Here is a 24,164-nt window from a genome sequence, read left to right on the forward strand (position 1 = left end):
ATGTGTCGTTATCCGTTGATGATGAAAAGCATCGGCTATTCGGGCATTCAGGCTGCGAACAGTTCCGCGCCAATGAACGAACCCGGCTTCGCGCCCGGCGGGCACGCGAAAATCGCACTGCCTACGTGGGTCGTGAACTGGTTCATCATGTCGAACTTCGCGAGCTTTTCGTTGATGGGAATGAAGCCCGTGCGCGGGTCGCTCTGGTGGGCGACGAAGATGAGGCCCGCGTCATATTCCGTTTCCTGGCGCCACGGCGGCCAGCGCTCGATGTAAAAGTCTGTGCCGTCGTTGTACGAGTACGAGCGGCGCAGGATCTGCGCGCCATTGTTCGACGCGCGATTCGACAGACGCACGTGCGAGTTCTCGGGAATCTGCGGATTTCCGTCCTTGTCCTGCGCGTCCAGATCGACCGCGTCGAATTCCTTTTGCTTGCCGATCGGCGCGCCGCTGTACTTGTGGCGGCCGAACACCTGCTCCTGAAAGCCGAGCTCCATCTGGTCCCAGTGCTCGAGCGTGATACGGATGCGGCGCACCACCGTGTACGTGCCGCCCTGCATCCACGGTGCGTCGGCGTCGGTGGCCCAGACGAACTGGTTCATCAGCTTCGGGTCGGCAGTCGGTGGATTGTTCGTGCCGTCCTTGAAGCCCATCAGGTTGCGCGGCGTCTGGGCGCGCGGGCCCGAGAGAAAGCCCGCCTGCCCCCAGCGCATGTGCAAGATGCCGTAGCCCTGGCGTGCGAGTTGGCGCACCGCGTGGAAGGCCACTTGTGCATCGTTCGCGCAAGCCTGGACGTACAGGTCGCCGCCGGTTTTTTCGGCGAGCAGCTGGTCGCCGTTGAAGCGCGGCAGATCGACGAGCGCGGCGGGGCGCCTGTGCGCGAGGCCGTAGCGGTCCTTGCCCTCGGACGTAAAGAGGCCGGGGCCGAAGCCGAACGTCACCGTAAGCCCGGCGGCTCCGAGGCCGAGCGCGTCACCGGAGTCGGGCGCGGGGTGATCGTCGCCGACGCCGTCGAGCTTTGCTGCGGGTTGCGCCTGCGTCATACGCGCGGCGGCGTCGGTCCACTGGCGCAGCAGGTTGATCACGTCGTCGCGCGATGTCGTCGTGAGGTCGAACGCGGCCACATAGGTGTGGGCCTGCTGCGGTGTGACGATGCCGCCCTGGTGCTCGCCGTAGAACGGCTCGACTGCGAGCATCGGATCGGCAATGGCTGCGTCCTGCTTCGCGTGCACGGCCGCGTGGGCGATGTTCGTCGCGCCGAGTGTGGCACCAGCGGCAACCGCCGCGCCGCCGGCCTTCAGAAAACCCCGCCGCGCGGGGCGTTCCGGTGTGTCGTTGAAGTTGTTGGAGGACATGATCACTGGGCCAGAACAAGGGTATTTACGTCGTCTTCCACGTAGTAGAAGCCATTGCCCGCAGGCGTCAGGGCGATGCCGAACAGGTCGCCGTTGCCCGGAGGCGTCTGCGCTTTGTCCGTATCGATCCAGCGTGCGTAGAGTTGCTTTGCCTCGACCGGGTCGATCTCGACGACCTGACCGTTGAGCGCGTTCGTGACGAGCAGGTGACCCTGCGGCGTCGCGATCATCGCGAGCGGACGATGCAGCAGGCCGTCCGCGGTGAGCTGACGGCCGACGCCCGCGCTCGTGTCGCGCGTGAGCGGATCTTCGATCACGTTGATGCGGTTGCCGATCGCGTCGGAGACATAGAGCAGTTTGTTGTCGGCGGACAGCGCGAGGCCCGTCGGTCCGACGAGGAACACGCCCTTGTCGGCCTGCGCGCCAAAGCCGCTCGCCACCACCGTTTCGCGCTTCACGACTGGCGCCTGGCCGCTCGGGATGTCGAGGTCCAGACGCAGCACCGTGGCCTGCTTGAAGACGGGCGGATCGTCGCTTGCCGCGCCCACGCCGAAGCCCGCGTTGCTCACGAACAGCGTGGCATGGTCGCCGTTGTCGACGACGGCCATGTTGCCCCACGGATCATTGATATTCGGCGTACTGATCGCCTTCGCGATCTTGCCGTTGCTGTCGAGAACGATCAGGCAACCGGCGCCCTTGGTGTTCGTCGTGCCGTCGTTGCTCGGTGTGCTGCCGACGACCACCCAGCCCGACTTCAGCATGGTCATCGCAGTCGAAAGGCCGACGCCGCCCGGGCATTCCTTGAGGTCGCGCGGGATCGATGCGAAGAGCGACATCTGCTTCGTGTCGGGGTGATAGTCGACGATCGTGCTGCCTGCGCCCTGCAGGTTGGCAGCGTTGTTGAAGTTGTCGACGAGCACGTCGCCTTGCTTCACCGTACCGGCGCTGACCGGCGCGACGACGATCGCATAGGGGTTCTGGTCGCCGTTGTCGGGGACGGTGTTGATGAGCGTGCTGTGGTGATGGATGGATTCGAGCAGGCCCTGCGGATCGGCGTGCGCGGCGAGCGGCGCGGCGCTGAGCGTGGCGGCAGCCGCGAGCGCGAGCGCCGCTCGGGCGGCGTGAGTCGTTCGCAGCAGGAGCATTCGCGTTGCGTGTTTCATTGTGACTCTCCGTGCCTCGCGAGGGTAGCGTTCAAGCAAGCAACGACTCGCGAGACCTGTTGTTGGAAATCGAATGTGTATCGATCGGTTGTCCCGGCGCAGGCTTAAAACGTGATGTTGGTGCGCATGCCGATCACGAACGTATTGGGCAACGGTGCCTGCGGATTCACCGGGTTCCGGCCCGCGCCCGCGTTGAACGTGTACTGCGCGTCGGCCTGCAACAGCCACCACGGGGTGACCTGATACTGATAGGTCGCCTCGAGCGTCGTTTCCTGCGTGCGCACGCCATACGGGGTATTCAGGAAAAAGCGGTTGTCGAGGTCGAGGCCGTTGACCGAATTGCTGACCTTGATATAGGTGGCGGCGAGGCCGATGCTGTCGTCGTCGCGGCCCGCGAACGGCGCTTTCATCACGACGCCGAGGTTCGCTGCGAAATCGACCAGGTTGCGGTCGCCCGGCGCGCCCATCACGCGCGCGAACACGCCGATGCTGCGCGGCTCGTCGGGATTCGGCCGCCACACGGTCTGGTCGGCGACTGCGTAGATGCTGTAGTTGCCGCGGTGCTGGGCCGGAATGCCGGTCGTTGCGGGATTGGCCAGCGAGAGGCCGGTGTTGTCGAAGCGCTGGTCGGCGAACGAGTTGCTGTTGTACCAGAAGCCGAGCTTATAGGTGCCCGGTAGGCCGCGACCCGACGCGCGCACGAGGTCGCCTTCGGCGGGCTGGTTGATCGCGTACTGCAACTCGCCGATCAACAGCGCGCCGTTGTGCAGATTGAAGTTCGTACCACTAAGGTTATCCGGATCGTTGCCGAGCGGATCGCCGGAGAACACACCGAAGAGACCGGTGAGCGAGTTCGTGATCTTGCCGCGCACGCGCACGCCGAGTCCCGCGAGCGGATAAGCCGGGCCGCCCGACGGCATGTCGTACGAGGGCAGCGCGGGCCAGCCGAACATCGTGTTGACGAAGAGCGCCGAATACTGGCTCGTGATGAATTCCTGGTCGATACTTTGCTGACCGATCTTCACGTCGACTTTGTTGTCGAGGAAGGATTGCTGGTACCACATCTCCCAAAGGCGCGTGGAGGCCGGCGCTTCGATACCGCTCGCGGTGTTCAGCGTGCCGAGGTTCCGCTCGCTCAGGTTGGTGCCGTGAATCTGCAGCGCGCTGATATTGAAGAGGCCGCCCGGAATGCCGAGCGCCTTGCTCGTGTCGACCTGGACGGTCGCCGTGGTGAGGCCATCATACGTGCCGCCGCGATTCAGGCCGCCGCGCACGTTCGCGAGATATTCGCTGGTCTCGGTCAACTGGAACGAAACGCCGTACTTGCCGAGCCACGGGCGCAGGCCGCCCATGTCGCCGAGCATGTTCTCGCGGGTCCAGAAGCCGGTCCAGAAACCGGACGGCTGCGCCTTGATGGCCAGATCGGCTTCGGGGGCTTCGGGGGCGGCGTCGGGCGTGGATTGCGCCTGCGCGGCGCCACTTGCGAGGGTGGCGAAGGCCGCCGACAACGCGAGCCTGCGCAGCGCCGGCTGATGCCGCTGGACCCCGTGGCCGTGCGATGCGGCGGGACGAGCGGAAGAGGAGAACTTCATCGAGAGCCTTATTGGTTATGTCGATGCCGTCGACGCAGGCACCGCTGCATATGAATTCTCTAGTCACTCCGCGGGAACGCGGGAGCGGACGAAAGCCATTGTAGTCATCAGTGACGAGTCGCGCAATGCAAATGAGAATGATTCGTATAAATAATACGGAGAGCCGTCCAGAAAATGACAGAAGCCTGTCTGTGCGTGTTCTCAGGCCTCGAACGTCGGACAGCGGGGCATGCGTCTGGTCGTCGGAAGTCGAATATCATCGAACGATGAACGCTCGTGCTTGCTGTGCGTGTCCCGGTTTCGTGGGTTCGGGTGTTCAGGGCTGATGCGAGTGGCCGTTGCGATCCCGGTCGCCACTTCGTGCGCACGGATTATGACGTTCCGTGCTGCGCTGCGGCAACTGTGTCGGCACGCCGGGTTTCGGCACAGGCGCGCGCCTTGCGCGAACGGCGGGAAGTGGCGCGGGCTACTGAGCGCCGTTGCAGGCACGACGGACCATCGGGGAGGAAACGATGATCGGACGCATGATCTGGCTGACGGCCGCCTGGTTCACGTGGATGGGCGTGTTGCTGTTCGGCTCGGCGGGCACGCTCGCGTGGCTCGCGGCATGGCTCTGGCTGCTCGAATGGGCCGCGTGCGGTATCTGGATCGGTGTGTGGCTCCAGCGTGTCGATCCGGGGTTGCTCGCCGAGCGCATGTCGCCATTCGCGCAGCGCGGCCAGAGCCGTTGGGACCGGGTGTTCATGATGGTCGTGACGGTCGGCTGGTGCGCGTGGCTGTGCCTGATCGGCTTCGACGCCGTGCGCTTTTCCTGGTCGCACGTGCCGCTCTGGCTCAGGGTGTTGGGCGCCATCGGCGTGTTTCTCGACATCTATTTCACACGTGGCGTATTCGCGGCGAATCGCTACGCGTCGCCCGTCGTCGCAATCCAGCGCGAGCGCGGGCACACGCTCAGCGACTCCGGTCCGTACGCGCACATCCGGCACCCGATGTATTCCTACGCGATCCTGCTGCTGGCCGGCACGCCGCTCATGCTTGGCTCGTGGTGGGGACTCGCGTGCGTGCCGTTGATGGTGGCCGGTATCGGCTGGCGCGCGGTCAAGGAAGAGCGCACGCTCGCCGAGGGATTGCCCGGTTATCGCGAGTATCTGCAGCGCGTGCGCTATCGATTCGTGCCGGGGATCTGGTAGTACAGCAACCTCGTGCGAGGCGTTCGCTTGCGCTGCCGCGTATCCGGACCCAAACCCTCGTCGTAGTGAGGGGATTGCATCGGCTTACTGGCGAGCGCGCCGCTTCGGTATAAGTATCGAGGACGGCGCAACGGATCCAGGCTACGGTTTCGGAACGCGGCAACCTCCGGCTGGCCGCATCAAGCGTCGGGCGGCGCGGGCAGCCGGTTGGCGTAGCGCCGGTAGAGCAATGCGAGCGCCGCCGACGTGATGAGCGCGAATACGATATTCCCTACGCTCTGACCGGCGGCAAGCAGCAGGAGCCATGACGGCGACGCGATGGCTGCGGGCGTGACACCGGCCACGCCGAGGACAATCAGCGCGACGATCGCGCATGCCACGAGCGGCAGTACGGCGACGAACGGCACGCCGAAGAGGGTCCAGAAGTGGCCGCTGCTGTCGTGCCAGGCGCCGCGCAGATCGATACGGCTGCCGGTGGAGATCGCGGGAAAGAGCAGGCTGAGCCGCACCGCGACGAAGATCCAGACGGCACCGACGACGACTCCGATAAACGCGACACCCCCGGCATAGTGCGGCCGCAGCACGGCATAGAGGACAAGCGCGCTCACGACGAGCGCGAGCGTAATGAGTAGACCCACGCCGAACACGCGTGCGAGCGGTTTGCCGCCGAGCGGGAGCAGCGGCACGGCGCCTTCGCGCAGCAGCACGAAGCGGTGGATCTTGACGATGAACCCGATATAGACGATCGAATTGAGCAGCGACGCGATGTTGGCCGCGAACACAAGCCCGCCCGATGGCATTTCGCCCTCGCCGGGCATGGGACGTCCGGCGAACGCCACGCAAGCGAGCACCGTATAAACCAGGAAGGCCCCGAGCATGAGGAGGGGCATCTGCGTGGCGGCTTCGCGGGCGCTGGCCCATGTGCGCTTCACGCATTCGCCGAAGGTCATCTGTTGCATGGTTGTTGTCGCGGGAGTGGCGGATGGTCGACAGTCTAGCGCGGGCGCGGGATGGTCGCGCAGGCATTTGCGCTCACTTCTGCGCAAACAGTGTGAGGCGCCTCGGGACCGTGAGCGGCTAGCGAGGCCGCGCCGGCCAGACGCCGGTCATAGATAGCGGCCGGTACCGCCGTGACGTACCTTGCCGCGCAAGGCACGGCAACCCAACGTCGTGTACGACATCACGACGGGGAGCATGACGAGTGCACCGGACAGCGCGAACATCTCACTCGAGTGCGGCACGGCGGTGTGCCGGAGGGTGACGCTGTGCGCGGTCGCGTACGGCCAGACGCTGACGAGTATCCCCAGATAGCCGAGTGCCACGAGACCGAGCGCCGCGAAGAACGGTGTGCTGCGATGGCGCGCGCGTATAGCGCGGTGCATCCAGTAGCCGCAGACGAGCACGAGCAACGGCACCGGCGTGAGCCGCAAGAAAAGCCGCGCATCGAACCAGCGCGTGGCAATCGACGCGTGCGCGAGCGGTGTCCACACGCTCACGAGCACGACGAAGCCGAGCAGCACCATCGTGAGTGGCCAGATGAGCCGGTGCAGGCGGCGCTGCAGATTCGCGTCGGTTCTGGCGAAGAGCCAGCAACTGCCGAGCAGCGCATAGGTGGCGACAACCCCGAACCCCGCGAACAGGTTGAATGGCGTGAGCCACCCCGTGGCGATGCTGGCGTGGGTGCCGGTATCGACGGAAATACCTTGCACGAATGCGCCCAGCGCGATGCCCTGGAAGAACGCGGCGCCCGCCGATCCGCCGGTGAACGCGCGGTCCCACAGTGGCTTCGTGCGATCGGCCTTCGCACGGTTCCTGATCGAAACGCCGCGGAGAATCAGGCACGCGAGCATGAACGCGAGCGGCAGATAAAGCGTAGAGAGAAGAGGCGAGTACAGGACCGGCAACACGGCGAAGAGCGCCGCGCCGCCCGGCACAAGCCAGGCCTTGTTGCCGTTCCAGACCGGGGCGACGGTGTTCGTCATGCGATCGCGATCGTGCTCGTCGCGAAAGAACGGAAACACGATGCCGATGCCCAGATGGAAGCCGTCCAGTACGACGTACGTGAACACGCCGAGCGCGATGATCGCGGCCCAGATGACGGTCACATCCATTCTGGCTTGCCTCCTTATGGGCGGATGGGAGGGGTTTGTGCGTCGATTTGCTGTGTGAAGTCCGGGAATGCCGTGTACATGTCCATGCCTGATGCTTGCTACCGGGAAAACCCTGCACTGCAGCCGATGTCGGACGCGCGAGCAGTGCAACGTACTACAGATACGCGTAAGGGTAGGTGAACTGCAAGCGTTTTGTTGTGCGCAGGCGTGTGCCAGGTTGCCGCACGAGTCAACCTTCTGGTCGCGGAGGTCTGCGATAACGCATTGATAGCGATCAGTTTATTGCGGAATGCTCGATGCGGCGCGAAGCGGACTATGTGGCAATACGCCACCCTGCGGCGCAGGGGAATCAATCCGCCCTCGTGGCGGCGGATTCCGATAAGGCGGTCACGGGTGAGTTGCATCCGCGCGCGAATTGCACCGGGCTCCCGTATGCCATTTGAATATATAAGGAATGCTACCTATATAAGAATGCGCTGCCCCGGAATTGGATCGGCGCGTGCCGGTCCTCAGATTTCTGCGATGTCGCGCAGTTGTTCGGTCGTGCGCTCCGCGTCCGCCAGCGGCGCCGGCACCTGCAGCATGCCGCCCATTTTCAGTGGGCGTGGACGCGGGCACTCAGGGTTGGGCCACGACAGTCAGTAGCGGAAGCACGGCACTTGCTGCGCCGCGCGGCGCGTCGTGAGCTACGATAAACGCGGCACGGCCAACGAGGAGACAGACGATGCGCCACGTGCGTTGGGAATCCGAGGAAGGCGAGGGCATCGAGCATCTGGCGTTCGATGCGAGCGGCGACGCGATCCGCGTGGAGAGCGTGGTGATCGGGCAGCGTTACGGCAAGGCTTACGGCCTGTGCTACACGGTTCATTGCGACGCACAATGGCGCGCGACTTACGCGGCGTTTCGCGTGATGGGCGGCGCGTCGCTCGCGATCCACGGCGACGGCAAGGGCCATTGGCGCGACGGTGAAGGGCGAACGCTGGACGCACTTGAGGGTTGCATCGACATCGACATCGCCGCCACGCCGTTCACGAACTCGCTGCCCATCCGCCGCCTCGGTCTGAAACGCGGCGAGCGTCGTCCGATCCAGGTGGTGTACATCGCCGCGCCCGAGTTGCGGCCCGTGCGCGTCGAGCAGGCCTACGTCTGCATCGAACCCGATCGCGAATACCGTTACGAAGGGATCTTCCGCAAGTTCACAGCAGACCTGCGCGTCGACGAGGACGGCCTCGTGATCGACTATCCCACGCTCTTTCGACGCCTGCCGCCGCCCGCACGCAAGCGCTGACGCTGCGGACGGTCCTCACGCGGAAGACTTCGGCGGCGTCGACGCGGCTGCGTGAGCGCCGTTCTTGCCGAACAGCAGATGCTCGATGAGGTCGTTGTCGATGGTCTCGTTGTTGAGCGTGCGCGCGAGCAGTTCGCCCGCGAGCAGTTGCGGCGAGAACACCATGTCCGGCTGCAGCAGTCGCAGCCGTTGCAGATTGCGGCTGTCGTTCACGAGCGCCACGGTGCGCACCTTCGGCGCCAGGTCCTTGATCGCGAGGATCACGAAGGCGTTCTCGGCATCGTCGAGGCGCAGCGCTAGCACCGCGAGCGCGGCCTCCGCGCCTGCGTTGTGCAGGATGGCGGTGTCGCTGGCGTCGCCGACGACGAGATCGGCGCTCTCGGGGTACGTGTGCGTCGTGTTTGCCGAGACGATCACGGTGACCGCATAGCCGCGCTTTTTCAATCCCGCGTAGACGTTATGCGCGAGCGGCGTCGTGCCGACGATCAGGTAGTGGTTCTTGCGGGTCACGTTGGAAATCCCTCCCTTCACGATGTGCTTGAGCTTGCCTCCGATCACGGGGCCGATCACGGCGGTGATCGACGTGGCGAAGATGGTGATGCCGAACACGATTACCGATACCGTGAAGAGCCGCGCGGTGTCCGAGTGCGGTGTGATATCGCCGAATCCGACCGTGGACATTGCCACCATCGAGAAGTAGAACGCCGTGGTCATGTTACGGATCGGCGGCGTAAAGTCTTCGCCCAGGTAGAGCGAACCGAACACCGCATAGATCATCAGCGAGCCGATGCTCAGGATGGCGAACAATGTGCTGGCGGCGAGGCTCGTGCGGTCGAATTGACGCCAGTAGTAGAGCAGTGCGGCGGCCAGCGCCACCGTGTAAGCAAGGAGCGGCAGGCTGCGATAGTCGCCGCGTACGCTTATGAAAGCCGCGGCCGCTAGCAATATCAGCGAGAGGACCCACGCGAGGCGTGCGCGCAGCGCGACGCCGATCGCCATGATCGTGAGGCCCATGGCGATCACGGCCTGAGGCAGCGCGAGCAGGCCGAACGCATCGAAGAGGGTGATCCAGTCATGGAACCAGCCGCCGCGCGTGTGCAGCAGCGCCTTTTCGGCAACCGGGCGCAGTAGCATCAGTCCGTTGATCACGAGCAGCACCGCCAGATAGCCGTGCGGCGCGGCGTGCCCCGCGAAGCGGCGCAAGCGGTTCACGAGCGTGTTCATCGCTTTCGGGCCGCGTGTGCGGCGGGTGGGGTCGCGTCCGGCTGGTGCGGCAGGGGGATCGGGGTCATCGAAGGTATCGCCGAGGGCTTGCCGGTTCGGTGCGAATGCGAATACGTAGAGACGTAGGGCGGCGCGCGCAGGCGCCGGGCTGACGCGATATTAGCAGCCCGGCCTGCAGCGGTCAGCCCGCCGCGCGACGCGTCTTGCGCTGCGTGAGGGAGGCCGCCTCATTGCGTCTGTTGCGCCTGCACGATATGCAGCTCGCGCGTGCGCAGCGGCAGCGAGCATTGCGCGTCGTTGAGCGTCTGACGCACCTTGCGCGACAGATCCCAGCGCAAGTCCCAGAACACGTCCGTATTCGACCAGACGCGTATGTTGAGCACGGCGGTGCTGTCGTCGAAGCGCATCACCATCACCTGCGGCGCGGGCGTGGGCAGCACGCGCGGGTCGGCGTCGGCGAGCGCGCGCAGCGCGTCGATCGCGCGGCTCACATCGTCGCGCACCGAGACCTCGACTTCGAGGTCGAGGCGGCGCGTGCGGTTGCGGCTGAAGTTGCGGATCGAGTTGCTCCAGAGCGCGCTGTTTGGCACGTATTCGCAGATGCCGTCGGGTTTCGTCAGGCGCGTCGTGAAGAGATTGATTTCCTCGACTGTCCCCGCGACGTTGCCGCCGCCCGCACCGCCGCCGTCGATAAAATCGCCGACCTTGAACGGCCGTAGCAGCAAAAGCATGATCCCGGCCGCGATGTTCTGCAGCGTGCCCTGCAGCGCGAGGCCGATGGCGAGACCGGCCGCGCCGAGCACCGCGACGATGCTCGCGGTCTGGATGCCGATTTGCGACAGCGCGCCGATCAACGCGACGATGCGCACGCCCCACGCGGCGGAGTCCCGCGCGATCGGGCGCAGCGTGGCGTCGATGCCGGTTTGTCCGGAGAACCAGCGGCCTATACGGCGGGCGATCCACCATCCGATCCACAGGATCGCTAGCGCAGCAGCGAGGCGCAGCCCGAAGGCGCTGAGCGCGTCCCACAGGAAGCTCCAGTTGGACGGATGAACTTGGTTGAGGAGGTATTCCATCGGCGTGTCCTTGTCGTCGGCGCTCGCTCGCGGGCGCACGGTGGCGGGAGCGTGCCGGCGTGCGGCCGGCACGGGACGAACGGACTATTCTAGCGGCGCCAGCGGCACGAACGGCGGCTCAGGACCTCGGCTTGTGGCTCAGACTTCGGGCAACGTGGCGGCGCCCGCGCCCAGCGCGCGCTGCATGAGCGTCGTGTCGCGCCATTGGCCGTGCTTGAATCCGACTGCGTGCAGCGTGCCGACCATCTCGAAGCCGAGGCTCCCGTGCAGGGCCACCGAGCCGCCACGCGGGTCGGCGATCACGGCGATCATCTGGCGCCATGGCCCGGTTTCGCAACGCTCGATCAGCGCCTTGAGCAGCATGCGGCCGAGGCCGCGCCCGCGGCACGATTGATCGACGTAGATCGAATCTTCGATGGTGTAGCGGTACGCCGAACGCGGCCGGTAGGGCGTGGCGTAGCAGTAGCCCGCCACCTTGCCTTCAACTTCCGCGACGATCCACGGCAGGCCATTGCCGCGCACGGTGGCGTGGCGGCGCAGGAGTTCGTCGGGATCGGGCGGCGTTTCCTCGAACGAGGCCGATCCGTGCAGCACGTGATGCGCGTAGATGGCGGCGATCGCGGGGAAGTCGTCGGGCGTGGCGTCGCGCAGGTGCGTTTCGTCGACGGTAGAGGGGGGCATGACGTCGAAAGTCCAGTGGCAGGGGCGCCGGCGCGCTGAGTCACACCGGCGCCGTCCACTATGCCTTGCGCGACGGCAGATTCAAAGCGCGCCAAAAATATCGCCCGGCCTCGGGCAAAGGCTCAGGCGCGCGGTACCACGGCGGCCACGGGCGACGCACGGCCGAAGCGGCGCGCACCGGCTACGCAGGCAATCACGGCAGCGGTCGCGCCGATCATCTCGGGCGGCACGGTTTCGTGCAGCACGAGCGCTGCGAGCACGAAGCCGAAGAACGGCTGAAGCAGCTGCAGTTGCCCGACGCCCGCGATGCCGCCGAGTGCGAGTCCGCGATACCAGAACACGAAGCCGATGAGCATGCTGAAGAGCGACACGTAGGCGAGTCCCCACCACGCCGCGGCGCTTACGGTGTCGAAGGCCGCGGGCTGCGTCCACCACGCCAGCGGAACCATGACGGGCAAGGAGATCACGAGCGCCCAGCAGATGACCTGCCAGCCGCCGAGTCGCCGCGAAAGCCGTGCGCCTTCCGCATAGCCGAGCCCGCAGACGACGATCGCGCCGAGCATCAGCGCGTCGCCGATCGGCGAAGCATCGACGCCGTGGCGCACGGCGAACGCGACCACGGCCGCGCTGCCGAGCGCCGAAAAGATCCAGAACGCGGGCTGCGGGCGTTCGCCGGCGCGCAGTACGCCGAAGATTGCGGTGGCAAGCGGCAGCAATCCGATGAAGACGATGGCGTGCGCCGAGCTGACGTGGCGCAGCGCGAGCGCGGTGAGCAGCGGGAAGCCCACGACCACGCCGAGCGCTACGACGATGAGCGGCACGATTTCGCCACGCTCGGGCCGCGCGGCGCGAAAGAGGGCGAGCAGCAGTGCGGCGAGCGCGCCCGCGATGGCGGCGCGGGCGCCGGTGACGAAGAGCGGCGCGAGGCCGAGCACGGCGACGCGCGTGGCGGGCAGCGATCCGCTGAAGATCAGGACGCCGGCGAGGCCGCAGAGCCAGCCGTCGGTCGTGGAGTTGAGAGGTTTGCGCATGGTCCAGTGGGGCGGTGCAATCGTCCGGAAGTGATGGAGCCTGCGGACGATGATGCGCGAAGCTCGCACCCGATGTAAGCTACAGATCAGTACAATTTGTTCAAACTGTATTGGACACGGAGCAGTACAGATGGAAGACACTGCGACTGGCGCGGCCACGCGCGTCGGACACGTCATGGAAACGCTGCGCTTGCGCATCGCCGCGCGCTCGCTTGCGGCAGGCGCGCGCGTGCCGTCCATTCGCGCTATGAGCGAGCAACTGGGTGTGTCGAAATCGACGGTGGTCGAGGCGTACGAACGGCTGGTCGCGGAGGGGGCGCTGGTCGCGCGACGCGGCTCCGGATTCTACGTCGCGTGCCACGCGCCGCCGCTTGCGCTCGGCGCGTTCGGGCCGCGTATCGACCGCGAGATCGATCCGCTGTGGCTCACGCGCCAGTCGCTCGAAACCGATACGCGCGCGCTGCGTCCCGGCTGCGGCTGGCTACCGGCATCGTGGCTGCCGCAGGACGCCGTGCGGCGTGCGCTGCGCGCGATCGCCCGTGATCCGAACGCGCCGCTCACGGACTATGCATCGCCGCTCGGCCTGCCCGCGTTGCGCCAGCAGTTGTCGTGGCGACTCGCACAGCATGGCGTCGAGGCCGCCCCCGCGCAGATCCTGCTGACGGACGGCGGCACCCAGGCACTCGACCTCGTGTGCCGCTTCCTGCTGGAGCCGGGCGACACGGTGCTCGTCGACGACCCGTGCTACTTCAACTTTCAGGCGCTCCTGCGCGCGCACCGCGTGCGTGTGGCGAGTGTGCCTTACACGCCCACCGGTCCCGATCTCGCCGCGTTCGAGCACGCGCTGATCGAGCATCGCCCACGGCTCTACGTGACCAACTCGGCGATCCACAATCCCACCGGCGCGACGCTTGCGCCCACGGTTGCGCACCGGCTACTCAAGCTTGCGGAAGAGCACAACCTGCTGATCGTCGAAGACGATATTTTCGCCGACTTCGAGACCGATCCCGCGCCGCGTCTCGCCGCGTTCGACGGCCTCGCGCGCGTCGTGACGATCGGCAGCTTTTCGAAGACGATGACGGCGGCGGCGCGCTGCGGCTTCATCGCCGCGCGCGCCGATTGGGTCGAGGCGCTCGTCGATCTGAAGCTCGCTGTGTCGTTTGGCAACGGAGAACTGGCTTCCGACCTCGTCTACCGGCTGCTCGTGGACGGCACCTGGCGCCGCCATCTCGACACGCTGCGCACGCGGCTCGCCGACGCGATGGGCGATTCGCTGCGGCGTCTGCGTGCGCTGGGTGTCACGCCATGGACGCAGCCGCAGGCGGGCATGTTCGTGTGGGCGCGCCTGCCTGATGGGCTCGATGCGGCCGAGGTGGCGCGTGAAGCGCTGAAGCAGGGCGTGGTGTTCGCGCCGGGCAATGTGTTCAGTGTCTCGCACAGCGCGGGCGATTTTCTGCGCTTCAATGTCTCGCAGTGCAATCGCCCTAAGGTGTACGAAACACTTCAGCGCGCGATGGAGCGGTGCGCACAACCGGCCTGACGGCGAGGCGCAGGCCCCTTGTCGTCAGTGCTTCTTGCGCAACGGAATGTCCTGGAGCAGCCAGGCGAATGCGAAAGCAAACACAACGACGCACGCTGCCAGGAGATAGACGGTGTGCAACGCGCCCGCGAAGGCGTTGAGATAGTCCGCATGCAGGGCGGGCGGTAAGTGACGGATCACCTCGGGCGTGAGCGGCTTCGGCAGTTCGACATCGGGCCCGAGCACTTTGTCGAGCCGCGACTGAAGCCCGTGCGAGAACACGGCGCCGAATGCGGCCACGCCCATCGATCCACCGATCGAGCGGAACAGCGTCGCCCCCGACGTGGCCACACCCATGTGGCGGAACTCGACGGCATTCTGCACGGCGAGGATCAACACCTGCATCACCATGCCGAGCCCGCAGCCGAGCAGGGTGAGATAGACATACATGCGTTCGACCGGCGTATCGATCGAAAGCCGCGCGAGCAGCGCCATCGCGATGCCGACGAGCGCAGTCCCCACGATCGGAAACACGCGGTACTTGCCGATCTTGCTGATGATGCGCCCGGTGGCGATCGACATCACGAGCAGTCCGCCCATCATCGGCGACATCTGCATGCCGGCCACCGAAGGCGTCGAGCCCTTCACGACCTGGAGATAGAGCGGCACGAACGTGATCGAACCGAACATCGAGACGCCCACAATGAAGCCGATCAGGCTCGATAGCAGGAACGTGCGATGGCGGAACAGTTCGAGCGGCATGATGGGCTCGACGGCGTGCTTTTCCTCGTGAATGAACCCTGCTACGGAAACGCAGCCGAGCAGGAGCGTGAGCCACAGTTGCGGCGAGGTCCACGGCAGGATGGTGCCGCCCTGGCTCGTGAAGAGGATCAGGCAGGTGAGGGCGGCGGCGAGCCACGCTGCGCCCGCATAGTCGATCACGTGTTTGACGTGTGCGGTGTGCGGCCGGAACACGGCGCCGATCACCACGAGCGCCACGGCGCCGAGCGGCAGGTTGATATAGAAAATCCAGCGCCACGTCAGATGCTCGACGAGAAAGCCGCCGAGCAGCGGCCCGACCACCGTGGCGAGGCCGAATACGCCGCCGAACAGGCCCTGGTACTTGCCGCGCTGCGCGGGCGGGATCACATCGCCGATGGCGGCCATCGTCACGACGAGGAGCCCGCCGCCGCCGATGCCCTGTACCGCGCGCAGCACGATCAGTTGCATCATGTCCTGCGCGATGCCGCACAGCGCCGAACCGACCAGGAAGATGACGATCGCGGTCTGCAGCACGATCTTGCGGCCGAACAGGTCGCCGAACTTCCCGTAAAGCGGGACGACAATGGTCGAAGTGAGCAGATAGGACGTGACGACCCAAGAGAGCCGGTCGAGCCCGCCCAGTTCGCCGACGATGGTGGGCAGCGCAGTCGAGACGATGGTCTGGTCGAGCGCTGCGAGCAGCATTACCAGCAGCAGCGCCGGAAAGAGAAGCCGGATCGGCGGATGGCCGGAAGCAGTTGCGGCGTCTTTTGGGTGCGGCATGGGGCGTTCCGGGGCGGCTACCATCGGCTTGGCTTGAAATTAATTAACGCAAAAGTTAATATTAGTCGAATTCCCCCATGCGGTCAAAGGCCGCGGTGTTACGAGCGAGTTACAGGATGAACGACTCCGATACGGCCGGCTGCGTGAGCGCAGCACCCGAAGCGCCGGAAACACCCGCCGCGCGCCGCCCAGGCAGGCCGACTGGCGGCGCGGGTGGTGCGGAGCAGCGTACGCGTCTGATCGAAGCGGCGCTGGCGCTGTTCGCTCGCCAGGGCATCCTCGACACCTCGCTCGCCGCGATTGCCCGCGAGGCGGGCGTCACGCCCGCGATGGTGCACTACTACTTCAAGACGCGCGATCAACTGATCGACGTGTTGATCGACGAGCGCTTCGTGCCCGTGCGCGCAGCGATGGGCGGTATCTTCGAGGACCATCCCGACGATCCCGTGGCCGCGCTCACCTTGCTCACGGAACGGTTCGTCGAGGTCGGCGAGCGGTATCCGTGGTTCGCACCGCTGTGGGTCCGCGAAGTGATCAGCGAAGGCGGTCTGCTTCGTCAGCGCATGCACGAGCGTTACGGTCAGTCGAATCAGGTGACGGCGCACGCCGCGATTGCGCGCTGGCAGCGCGAAGGGCGGCTCAACGCAGCGCTCGAGCCCACACTGCTGTTCCATTCACTGCTTGGTCTTACGCTGCTGCCGCTCGCGACATCGCGCGTCTGGCGAAACGATCCGGTGCGCCGCGAACTGGGCGCACGCGAGATCGCGCGGCATGCGGTGGCGCTCATCACGCAGGGCGTCGGTCCTGCTCGTGATGCCGGGGGCGCGCAGGATTAGTCCGGTAACGTGTGAAAACGCCGCTGCGGCCTGCAACGGGCTGCGCTGTTGTTGATAGACCCCATTTTAGAGTCGCTTATGCGTTCGCCTCACGGATCGCAACGCGCGTGAATGTCGAGGCGACGCTCGAAGCGAATGCGCAGTTTGCCGAAACCCGCAAACCAGGCATGCGTGCGCTCGACTACCCAGCGAGTCTCGCACCACATCGTCCATCGCCATGCCGACAAACTAGCGAAACTGCATGTCGCAGGAGATTTTCAACGTCAGCATGCGTTCGCTTCGAATCGAATACGGTACCTGCAACAGCAATGCGCGAATCAGCTTCTGCGGGGCGATGCTCGCGCGGCCACCCTTCGCGTCACTCTTGTACATGCGCGCGAACACCGCTTCCATGCGCTTGAGCGCGTCGTTCAGCCAGATACGAATCGGACGCAACGGGTGGTTGGCAGGCACGAAGTCGTCCCGCTTCGCCATTGTGAACATCGCCTCGGTGTAGCCGTCCGCTCCGCGCATAGATTCGATCTCAATGTTGTCGGGTCCCTCGTTTCAACATTTACCGCTCCGGCCCGGATGACTACGGGGGAGCTATTTCAACAGCCTGCCAGGAACCCGTCTGCAAGATCACGGATAGGAGATTCTTCGTAGTAACGGGTTCCCCATCGCGATATGAATCGTGGCGTCGGACAGCCGGTGCGTTGCTCATAGTCGCGGACCCGTCGACGCTAGCGGAGCGACACGGCAAAGCCGGTTTGCTGTTCATCGTGACGTACTGGCTCGACGATCAGATCAAGCGTTGCCGCCGGAGCCATCAGCGCCGTGCGGTCGTCTACCGCCGTCGGCGAACGGATACTTCACGTTCGGCGCACAAAGTAACGGAATGGGTGAACGCTTCGTGAAAACGATGAGGTGCGATTACTTCGCCTTCATGCTGAAGCCGGACGCCGCCACTGCTGCACACAATCTGACCATCGCGTACGAGCACTACAACGAGATGTGAAAAACAGTAAAGCTAAGATTATTCTGAAATTTGAGTTTACTTTCATCGCGTTTTATCTGGATTCTTGGCTGCTCCTATTTTTCAGTTCATCATTTTCTGATGATGTGTTGAATATATGGAATTCTATGAATGACATCGCGGTAGTAGGAATGGCTTGCCGACTTCCGGGAGGCCTGGATAATCCCGATTTGTTGCTGACTGCGCTGCGCCAGCGCATTTTGACCGTGGGACCGATACCGTCGGATCGCTGGGATGCAGCGCGTTATTACTCAACGAATGAGAATGCCAAGGGAAAGGCCTATGTCAATCAGGGCAATTTCCTGAAACAGGACATTCGCTCAATGGATGCGGAGTTTTTTGATCTGCCCGCCCGTGTTGCCGAGAATCTCGATCCGCAACAGCGCCTCTTGATGGAGTTGATCTGGGAAGCCTTCGAAAACGCACACCTGTCGCTGCCTGCTCACGCGGGACGCAACGTGGGGGTGTATGTCGGCGGCTTCATGCTCGATCACATGTTTACGCTGATGCAGCAGTCGAATCGTGCGTATAGCAATGCCAGCACTGCGGCCGCGATGATGATGACCATGCTGGCGGCCCGGCTCTCACATATGTTTGATTTGCGCGGTCCAAGCCTGTCGATGGACACCGCCTGCTCGTCGTCGCTGGTTGCGTTTAGTTACGCATGCCACGATATCTGGGCCGGAGTGTGTGATATGGCAGTCGTTGGAGGCGCGAGCGTTATGAGCCGGCCAGAGTACGCGATTGGCATGTGCAAGGGGCAATTTCTGTCGCGCGACGGGCAGTGCAAGTCCTTCGACGAGCGGGGCGACGGCTACGGTCGAGCAGAGGGCGGTGGCATCGTGCTGCTCAAGACGCTGGAGCGTGCTCTTGCCGACGGCGACACGATTCTGGCGACGGTTGCAGGAGCGGGCGTCAATTCCGATGGGCGCACACCCGGTATCTCAATGCCGAGCGCCGATGCGCAGATCCGGCTGATTCGCGACGTATGCGAACGCTTCCGCATCGATCCGGCGCAGGTGCGCTATGTCGAATGCCACGGCACCGGCACCGCGGTGGGAGACCCGATCGAGGCGACGTCGATCGGAACGGTCTACGGTGCGGGCCGCCACGATGACGCGCGAGTGGTGCTCGGTTCGATCAAAAGCAATGTCGGACATATGGAAGCGGGAGCAGGTGTCGCGAGTGTGATCAAGGCGATACTGACACTTCAGCATCGCGAAGCGTTTCCGCTTGGCAATCTGCAGACACCGCACCCTGGCATCCCGTTCGAGGAGTTGGGCGTACGGCTTGCCGACCGTTCGATCCGGCTTGCCGAAGTGGATGAGCCGTTCATGGTCGCCGTCAACTCCTTTGGTTATGGCGGCACCAATGCGCATGTCGTGCTGCGCTCGGCACCACCGGCCACGGCAACCGGCAAGGCTCGCACCGCCACGGTTCCCGCCGTGGCTGCCGGCAAACGTCCCGCCGGCTTTCCACTCTATCTGCCGCTGTCCACGCGTAGCTCCGCGGCACTTCAGGCGCTCGCGCAACGCTATCTGGATCGCATGTCGCAACCCGATGCCGATTTCACGGATGTTCTGCATTCGGCGGCGCTGTACCGTGCGCCGCTCAGTCATCGCGCAGTCGTGCTGGGCGACGACGCGGACCAGTTGCGCGAGGGACTGAAAACGCTCGCGCACGGCGAGAAATCCAGCCGCACAATCACAGGCCATCAGGTTTCGCAGGAACAGACGTTGCCCGTATGGGTTTTCACCGGCATGGGACCGCAGTGGTGGGCGATGGGGCAAGAGCTGTATCGCGACGAGCCGTCCTATCGCATGGCCGTCGATGAGGCTGACCCGATCTTCCAGCGGATCGCGGGATTTTCCATCGTCGCGGAAATGCTGAAAGACGAATCCAGTTCACAGATCACGCAGACGGTTAACGCACAGTGTGCGAATCTGATTATCCAGTTGGGGATCGTTGCCGTGTTGCGTGCGGCCGGCGTGGTGCCAGGCGCGGTGGTCGGACATAGCGTCGGAGAGGTGGCAGCCGCTTGCATCAGCGGTGCGTTGAGTCTCGAAGATGCGCTGCGTGTCATCTACGAACGAAGCCGGCTGCAAGCGCGTACGGCGGGCACTGGCAGCATGCTGGCTGCCGGACTTGAACCGGAGTCGGCCTCGTCATGGATCGAGCCTTTCGCAGGTCGCATCGAGATCGCAGCCGTGAACGGTCCCAATACGATCACACTGTCGGGTGAAACCGCAGCTATTGACGCACTTGCCGCGAATCTTGCAACGCATGACATCTTCCATCGCACCCTCACGGTAGAAGTGCCTTACCACAGCTACCTGATGGAGCCGATCCTCGACGAGCTCGAAATGTCGCTTGATGCGATCGTCGCCCGCGAACCGAAGATCCCGCTGTACTCGACCGTGACAGGACGCCGTGTCGAAGGGTCGGCGTTCGGTGCGGACTACTGGCCGCAGAATGTACGCCAGCCGGTTAACTTCATGGGCGCTATCGAGGCGCTGCTGGACGATGGCTTCGCCACTTTCGTCCAGATCGGTCCGCATCCGGTTCTTTCCAGTGCATTGCGCGACTGCGCGAAAGCCCGCGCGAAGGAAATCCATACCGTCGAAACCCTGCGCCGCAACGAGCACGAATGCGCGCGGATCCATCGTGCCGTCGCCGATGTATTCGCGGGCGGTTGCGACATCGACTGGATGCCGCTGAATGGCCAGGGTACGCCTGCTGCATTGCCCAACTATCCATGGCAGCGTGAGCGTTTCTGGCTCGAAACCGAACTGTCCGCGCATACGCGTATACATTCAACCGCGCTGCCGATGCTTGGTATCGAGAACTATCCGGCTGTCAACACCTGGGTGAACGACGTCGAACACGAAGCACTTGCCTGGCTGAAAGAGCATGTCGTGTCCGGTACCCCGGTCATGCCCGCCGCCGGCTATCTGGAAACGCTGCTCGAAATTGCTGGATTACGCCATGCCGATGCACCGGGCTGGCGCGTCAGCGACGTCACGATTCACGCGCCGATGGTGATCCCGCTCGACCGTGCAACCAGCTACGTATCGAGCTACGACTACCGGAGCGGACATGCGGAGATTCGCAGCATCGAAAGCGGCAGGATCGGGCAGGGAACCCTGCATCTGGACGGCAACATTGCCCCCTTGCCTGTTGCCGAAGCGGGCGATATCGATCTGGGCGCGCTTAAAGCATCGCTGGGTGTTCACCGGGACCCGCAGGACTTCTATCGTGCGCTATCAGGTATCGGGCTGCAATACGGACCAGAATTTCAGCTGGTGCGCACACTGCAGATTTCCCGGGACGAAACGCGCGTACTCGCGCTGATCGAGTGTTTGCCTGAACTGTATTCAAAGGGGTATCGAGCCTATCCCGCAGCACTCGATGCCTGCTTTCAGTCGCTGGTCGGCATGTTCGGAAGCACTGATCGAACCTTTCTGCCGACCGGTCTTCGAGAATTGCGCATGCTGGTTCCCGCGTTGCCGGCGCGATTCTGGTGTCACGCAATCAAGACACGGGCCACCGGGCGCCAAGTCGAGGCCGACCTGACGCTGATCGACGATAGCGGCGCCGTGCTGATGGTGATTCGTGGCATGTGCCTGACCGCTATGTCAGCAAAACGGGAGAGCGTCGACTCCTTCGGCGAACCGGTCAAGCTGCAGATGGTTCGCCACGAATGGGCGCCAGCGGGATACCTGACGACTGCGACACGCGTTGGCGGCTGGCTGGTCGTCGAGGACGGCCAGGGTGACGCCGCGAATCTGGCCGATCAGATCGCCACCGGAATACGCAAACATGCCACGGTGTGCACGCACCTGCGCAAAGGCGAGGCGCTCGACCTGCAGGGGATGTGTTTGACCGTGCGGCCCAACGCCGACGACGTGAAGGCGGCGCTTGAGGCCGCCGGCCCGTTGAACGGCGTGGTGTTCGTTCACGGTGCGGCCGCACGGCTTGCCGGTACGGATCCTGCCGGCATTCAGGCACTGCAGTTCATGTTAATGGTCACGCAGTGTCTGGCAGCGTTGCCAATCGAACAACGACCGCGCGCTTACGTGCTGACACGCGGTGCGTTCCGCATCAGCGACGTCGACAATCCGGTGCAGCCTGCGCAGACCGCGCTGAACGGCTTCGCAAGGGTTGCATTCAACGAAATCGACGGGCTGCAGTTTAGCGCCGTCGACATTCCGGACGATGCCACCGATCAGGATATCGAATCAGCTGTTCTTGAACTGGTATGCGACGCACCGGAGGATGAAGTCGCGATCCGTCGTGGGCGCCGCCTGTTCAGCCGCTTGACCGCCAGGCCGTGGTTGACGCAGCCGCTCGTCAAGTCCGTGCCGTTGCGAGACCGCGTGGTAAAGGCGCGCCGTCTCGCTGACCAGGACGACGCGGCGGGCAGCGTCAGCCTGATCGAGATTCCTCGTGCTCCACTGGATGACGGTGACATAGAGTTGAAGATCGTGAGCATGGTATTGACGGATCAGGTCCTGCGCACATCCGACACGGAGGCTACCGGAAGCGGTTATGTAGAAGTCGTCGCGACTGTCGCGCGTACAGGTGTTCAGGTCGACGATCTTCACGTTGGACAGCGCGTCTATGGTCTGGCACCTGCGGATTTTTCCAGCCATATCTGCGGTCCACGCAATGCCTTTCATCTGGTTGCGATCGACGATGATACACAGTCCGAATCATTACTGTGCCGAGGTGTCAGGGAAGCGGCCGCGGAATGTCTCGTCGAGCAGGCCGATCTCGATCACGATGCATGCGTGCTGGTACAGGCTGACGCCTTCGGGCTGGCGATTGACGCTGCATTACGCCGCCGCGGCATCGGCACTGTGCTGCTTGCCTGCCATGACACGCAGCCGACCCAGGATCATGCGTGCGTTTCCCCGATGCTCAGGGGGGCCACCACGCTCGCCGGGATTGAGCGAGCGGTCGACGAATACACAGGCGGCCGTGGGTTTACTGCATTCGCCGGACCAATGGCGGAATGGGGACAACACTTCGGCTGGCGCGCGCTTGCTACCGGTGGCGTATTGATCGATACGGCGGAAGCCCCTCATTCGTTTGTTGTCCCGACTGCGGCATCTGCAATTGTGCGCGCGGACCTGTCGGTATTGACGCAGCGCGCCGGACGCTTTATCACCGCGCTGAAAAACGTGATCGCACGTATCGGCGAGCAGCCGTGCGGCTCGGACACACTCCGGCCAGTGTCAATCACGGAACTGGTGACCAAAAAACTGGAATTGCCGGCCGCTGGAGACGCAGTGGTCGTCGATTTCGACGCTGATCTCGCGTCACTTCCGGTGCAGGTCCATGAAGAAGTCTGTTTCAGAGCTGATGCGACCTACCTGGTTACCGGTGGTTTCGGTGGCTTCGGCCAGAAAACGGCCATCTGGCTGGTCGAACACGGCGCGCGTCATCTTGTGCTGGTGGGTCGCACTGGAGCCAGCACGCCCGAACGCACGGCGTTTGTGGATGAATTGCGCCAGCGGGGGGCAGAGGTCACATGCGTGACCTGCGATCTTTCCGATGAAAGCGAGGTGCGAGATCTGTTCGCAACGCTACGCGATACGGCCTTTCCGCTGCGAGGCATATTCCATTCGGCGGCGGTCATCATTGACAACCCGATTTTCGATATAGACGTTCAAGAACAGACCGAGGTCATGCGTAGCAAGGCCGAAAGCGCGCGTCTTCTGCACGAGTACTCCCGTGGACTACCCATTGATTACTTCGTGCTCTATTCGTCGATCGCGGCCGAAATCGGCAGCAGCCGCCAGAGCAGCTATGTCAGTGCAAACGGGTTTCTGGACGGACTGGCATGGCACCGGCGGTCGCTGGGATTGCCAGCAACAAGTATCAACTGGGGGGCGATTGCCGATGTGGGTGTCGTCACGCTCGATGACAAGCTCGCGCAGTTCATGCGCTATACCGGTTTGCGCGGAATGCAGTCGGCTGACGCGCTGAACTGGCTCGAACGCGCATTGGCCCGTGATGTCACGCAGTTGGGCATCACGCTGATTTCAACGTGGTCGGAATGGGGCAGCTACGAAACCCTTGGGGCCAGGTCTCCACGCGTTGCCGAGCTGGTGGCGTCGGACGCTGTATCGGACGATTCTGCAGGCGAACTGCTGCGTGCCGAACTGGCCGGGTTGCCCGCCAGCAAGCGCCTGATCGTACTGGCCAGCCGCGTGAGCGCACTGGTCGCCGGATTGCTGGACATGCCCGCCGATCACATTTCGATCGACCGCCCGATCATGGATTTCGGCATTGATTCGTTGATGGCCACCGAGATCCAGTTATTGCTGCGTGAAGATCTGAACATCATGGTGTCGGTACTCGAAATCGGTGACGGCATGACGATCCGCATGATTACGAACGAGGCACTGAACAATTGGGGACTTGGAAACAGCGATGCCTCTGTGGTTTCGCAACCGGTTGTTCTGCAGCGTGAAGCCGCGCACGAGCACGCCGCGCTCGCAACATAAAGACACAGGCAGCAAGGCGATTCTGG

At 64.0% G+C, this 24,164-nt stretch carries 15 protein-coding genes and 2 pseudogenes; 6 read left to right on the forward strand and 11 right to left on the reverse strand.

Annotation, left to right across the window (positions count from 1 at the left end):
* Positions 1-47 precede the first annotated feature (47 nt).
* The 3 genes from efeB to D1Y85_RS03130 form a co-directional block, all read right to left on the reverse strand.
* Positions 48-1,355 (reverse strand): iron uptake transporter deferrochelatase/peroxidase subunit, encoded by a 1,308-nt coding sequence (gene efeB, locus D1Y85_RS03120; RefSeq protein WP_124149585.1) that lies wholly within the window; start codon positions 1,353-1,355, stop codon positions 48-50.
* A gap of 2 nt (positions 1,356-1,357) precedes the next feature.
* Positions 1,358-2,518 (reverse strand): NHL repeat-containing protein, encoded by a 1,161-nt coding sequence (locus D1Y85_RS03125; protein WP_246024753.1) that lies wholly within the window; start codon positions 2,516-2,518, stop codon positions 1,358-1,360.
* Positions 2,519-2,622: 104 nt separating this feature from the next.
* Positions 2,623-4,110 (reverse strand): carbohydrate porin, encoded by a 1,488-nt coding sequence (locus D1Y85_RS03130; RefSeq protein WP_124149586.1) that lies wholly within the window; start codon positions 4,108-4,110, stop codon positions 2,623-2,625.
* Between the two features lie 512 nt (positions 4,111-4,622).
* Here D1Y85_RS03130 and D1Y85_RS03135 point away from each other — a divergent pair.
* Positions 4,623-5,300: a methyltransferase family protein gene (locus tag D1Y85_RS03135; RefSeq protein WP_124149587.1), complete on the forward strand. Its 678-nt coding sequence runs from the start codon at positions 4,623-4,625 to the stop codon at positions 5,298-5,300.
* Positions 5,301-5,479: 179 nt separating this feature from the next.
* Here the strand turns inward: D1Y85_RS03135 and D1Y85_RS03140 are convergent, their stop codons facing one another.
* Both D1Y85_RS03140 and D1Y85_RS03145 read right to left on the reverse strand, forming a co-directional pair.
* Complete coding sequence (locus D1Y85_RS03140; RefSeq protein WP_124149588.1) at positions 5,480-6,259, reverse strand: hypothetical protein; 780 nt, start codon at positions 6,257-6,259, stop codon at positions 5,480-5,482.
* A gap of 147 nt (positions 6,260-6,406) precedes the next feature.
* Complete coding sequence (locus D1Y85_RS03145; protein ID WP_124149589.1) at positions 6,407-7,411, reverse strand: cytochrome d ubiquinol oxidase subunit II; 1,005 nt, start codon at positions 7,409-7,411, stop codon at positions 6,407-6,409.
* A gap of 724 nt (positions 7,412-8,135) precedes the next feature.
* Here D1Y85_RS03145 and D1Y85_RS03150 point away from each other — a divergent pair.
* A complete protein-coding gene (locus tag D1Y85_RS03150; protein ID WP_124149590.1) occupies positions 8,136-8,699 on the forward strand; it encodes a putative glycolipid-binding domain-containing protein in 564 nt (187 codons plus the stop codon).
* A 15-nt stretch (positions 8,700-8,714) separates the two neighbouring features.
* Here D1Y85_RS03150 and kch read toward each other — a convergent pair whose 3' ends face one another.
* From kch to D1Y85_RS03170, 4 genes are all read right to left on the reverse strand, one after another.
* Positions 8,715-9,923 carry a voltage-gated potassium channel protein gene (gene kch / locus D1Y85_RS03155; protein WP_124149591.1) on the reverse strand — a complete coding sequence of 403 codons (1,209 nt, stop codon included), beginning with the start codon at positions 9,921-9,923 and terminating at the stop codon, positions 8,715-8,717.
* A 227-nt stretch (positions 9,924-10,150) separates the two neighbouring features.
* Complete coding sequence (locus tag D1Y85_RS03160; RefSeq protein WP_124149592.1) at positions 10,151-10,999, reverse strand: mechanosensitive ion channel family protein; 849 nt, start codon at positions 10,997-10,999, stop codon at positions 10,151-10,153.
* A gap of 138 nt (positions 11,000-11,137) precedes the next feature.
* Entirely contained in the window at positions 11,138-11,680 is a 543-nt protein-coding gene (locus tag D1Y85_RS03165; RefSeq protein WP_124149593.1) for a GNAT family N-acetyltransferase, read from the reverse strand.
* Between the two features lie 122 nt (positions 11,681-11,802).
* Complete coding sequence (locus tag D1Y85_RS03170; RefSeq protein WP_124149594.1) at positions 11,803-12,711, reverse strand: DMT family transporter; 909 nt, start codon at positions 12,709-12,711, stop codon at positions 11,803-11,805.
* Positions 12,712-12,841: 130 nt separating this feature from the next.
* Between D1Y85_RS03170 and D1Y85_RS03175 the strand changes: the two genes are divergently transcribed.
* Positions 12,842-14,251: an aminotransferase-like domain-containing protein gene (locus tag D1Y85_RS03175; protein WP_221410261.1), complete on the forward strand. Its 1,410-nt coding sequence runs from the start codon at positions 12,842-12,844 to the stop codon at positions 14,249-14,251.
* Positions 14,252-14,275: 24 nt separating this feature from the next.
* On the opposite strand, the gene D1Y85_RS03180 is transcribed toward D1Y85_RS03175, so the two are convergent.
* Positions 14,276-15,775: an MDR family MFS transporter gene (locus tag D1Y85_RS03180; RefSeq protein ID WP_246024754.1), complete on the reverse strand. Its 1,500-nt coding sequence runs from the start codon at positions 15,773-15,775 to the stop codon at positions 14,276-14,278.
* Positions 15,776-15,891: 116 nt separating this feature from the next.
* On the opposite strand from D1Y85_RS03180, the gene D1Y85_RS03185 reads away from it, so the two are divergent.
* Entirely contained in the window at positions 15,892-16,611 is a 720-nt protein-coding gene (locus tag D1Y85_RS03185; RefSeq protein ID WP_246024755.1) for a TetR/AcrR family transcriptional regulator, read from the forward strand.
* Between the two features lie 231 nt (positions 16,612-16,842).
* On the opposite strand, the pseudogene D1Y85_RS03190 reads toward D1Y85_RS03185, so the two are convergent.
* A pseudogene (locus D1Y85_RS03190) lies at positions 16,843-17,124 on the reverse strand (transposase); the annotation flags it as partial.
* Between the two features lie 352 nt (positions 17,125-17,476).
* On the opposite strand from D1Y85_RS03190, the pseudogene D1Y85_RS03195 reads away from it, so the two are divergent.
* Positions 17,477-17,602: pseudogene (locus tag D1Y85_RS03195) on the forward strand (IS3 family transposase); the annotation flags it as partial.
* Positions 17,603-17,604: 2 nt separating this feature from the next.
* On the forward strand, positions 17,605-24,138 hold the full coding sequence (locus tag D1Y85_RS03200; protein WP_124149597.1) for a type I polyketide synthase: 6,534 nt from the start codon (positions 17,605-17,607) through the stop codon (positions 24,136-24,138).
* Positions 24,139-24,164: the final 26 nt, after the last annotated feature.

Origin of the sequence: Paraburkholderia dinghuensis (assembly GCF_003837865.1) — a bacterium.
Classification (GTDB): domain Bacteria; phylum Pseudomonadota; class Gammaproteobacteria; order Burkholderiales; family Burkholderiaceae; genus Paraburkholderia; species Paraburkholderia dinghuensis.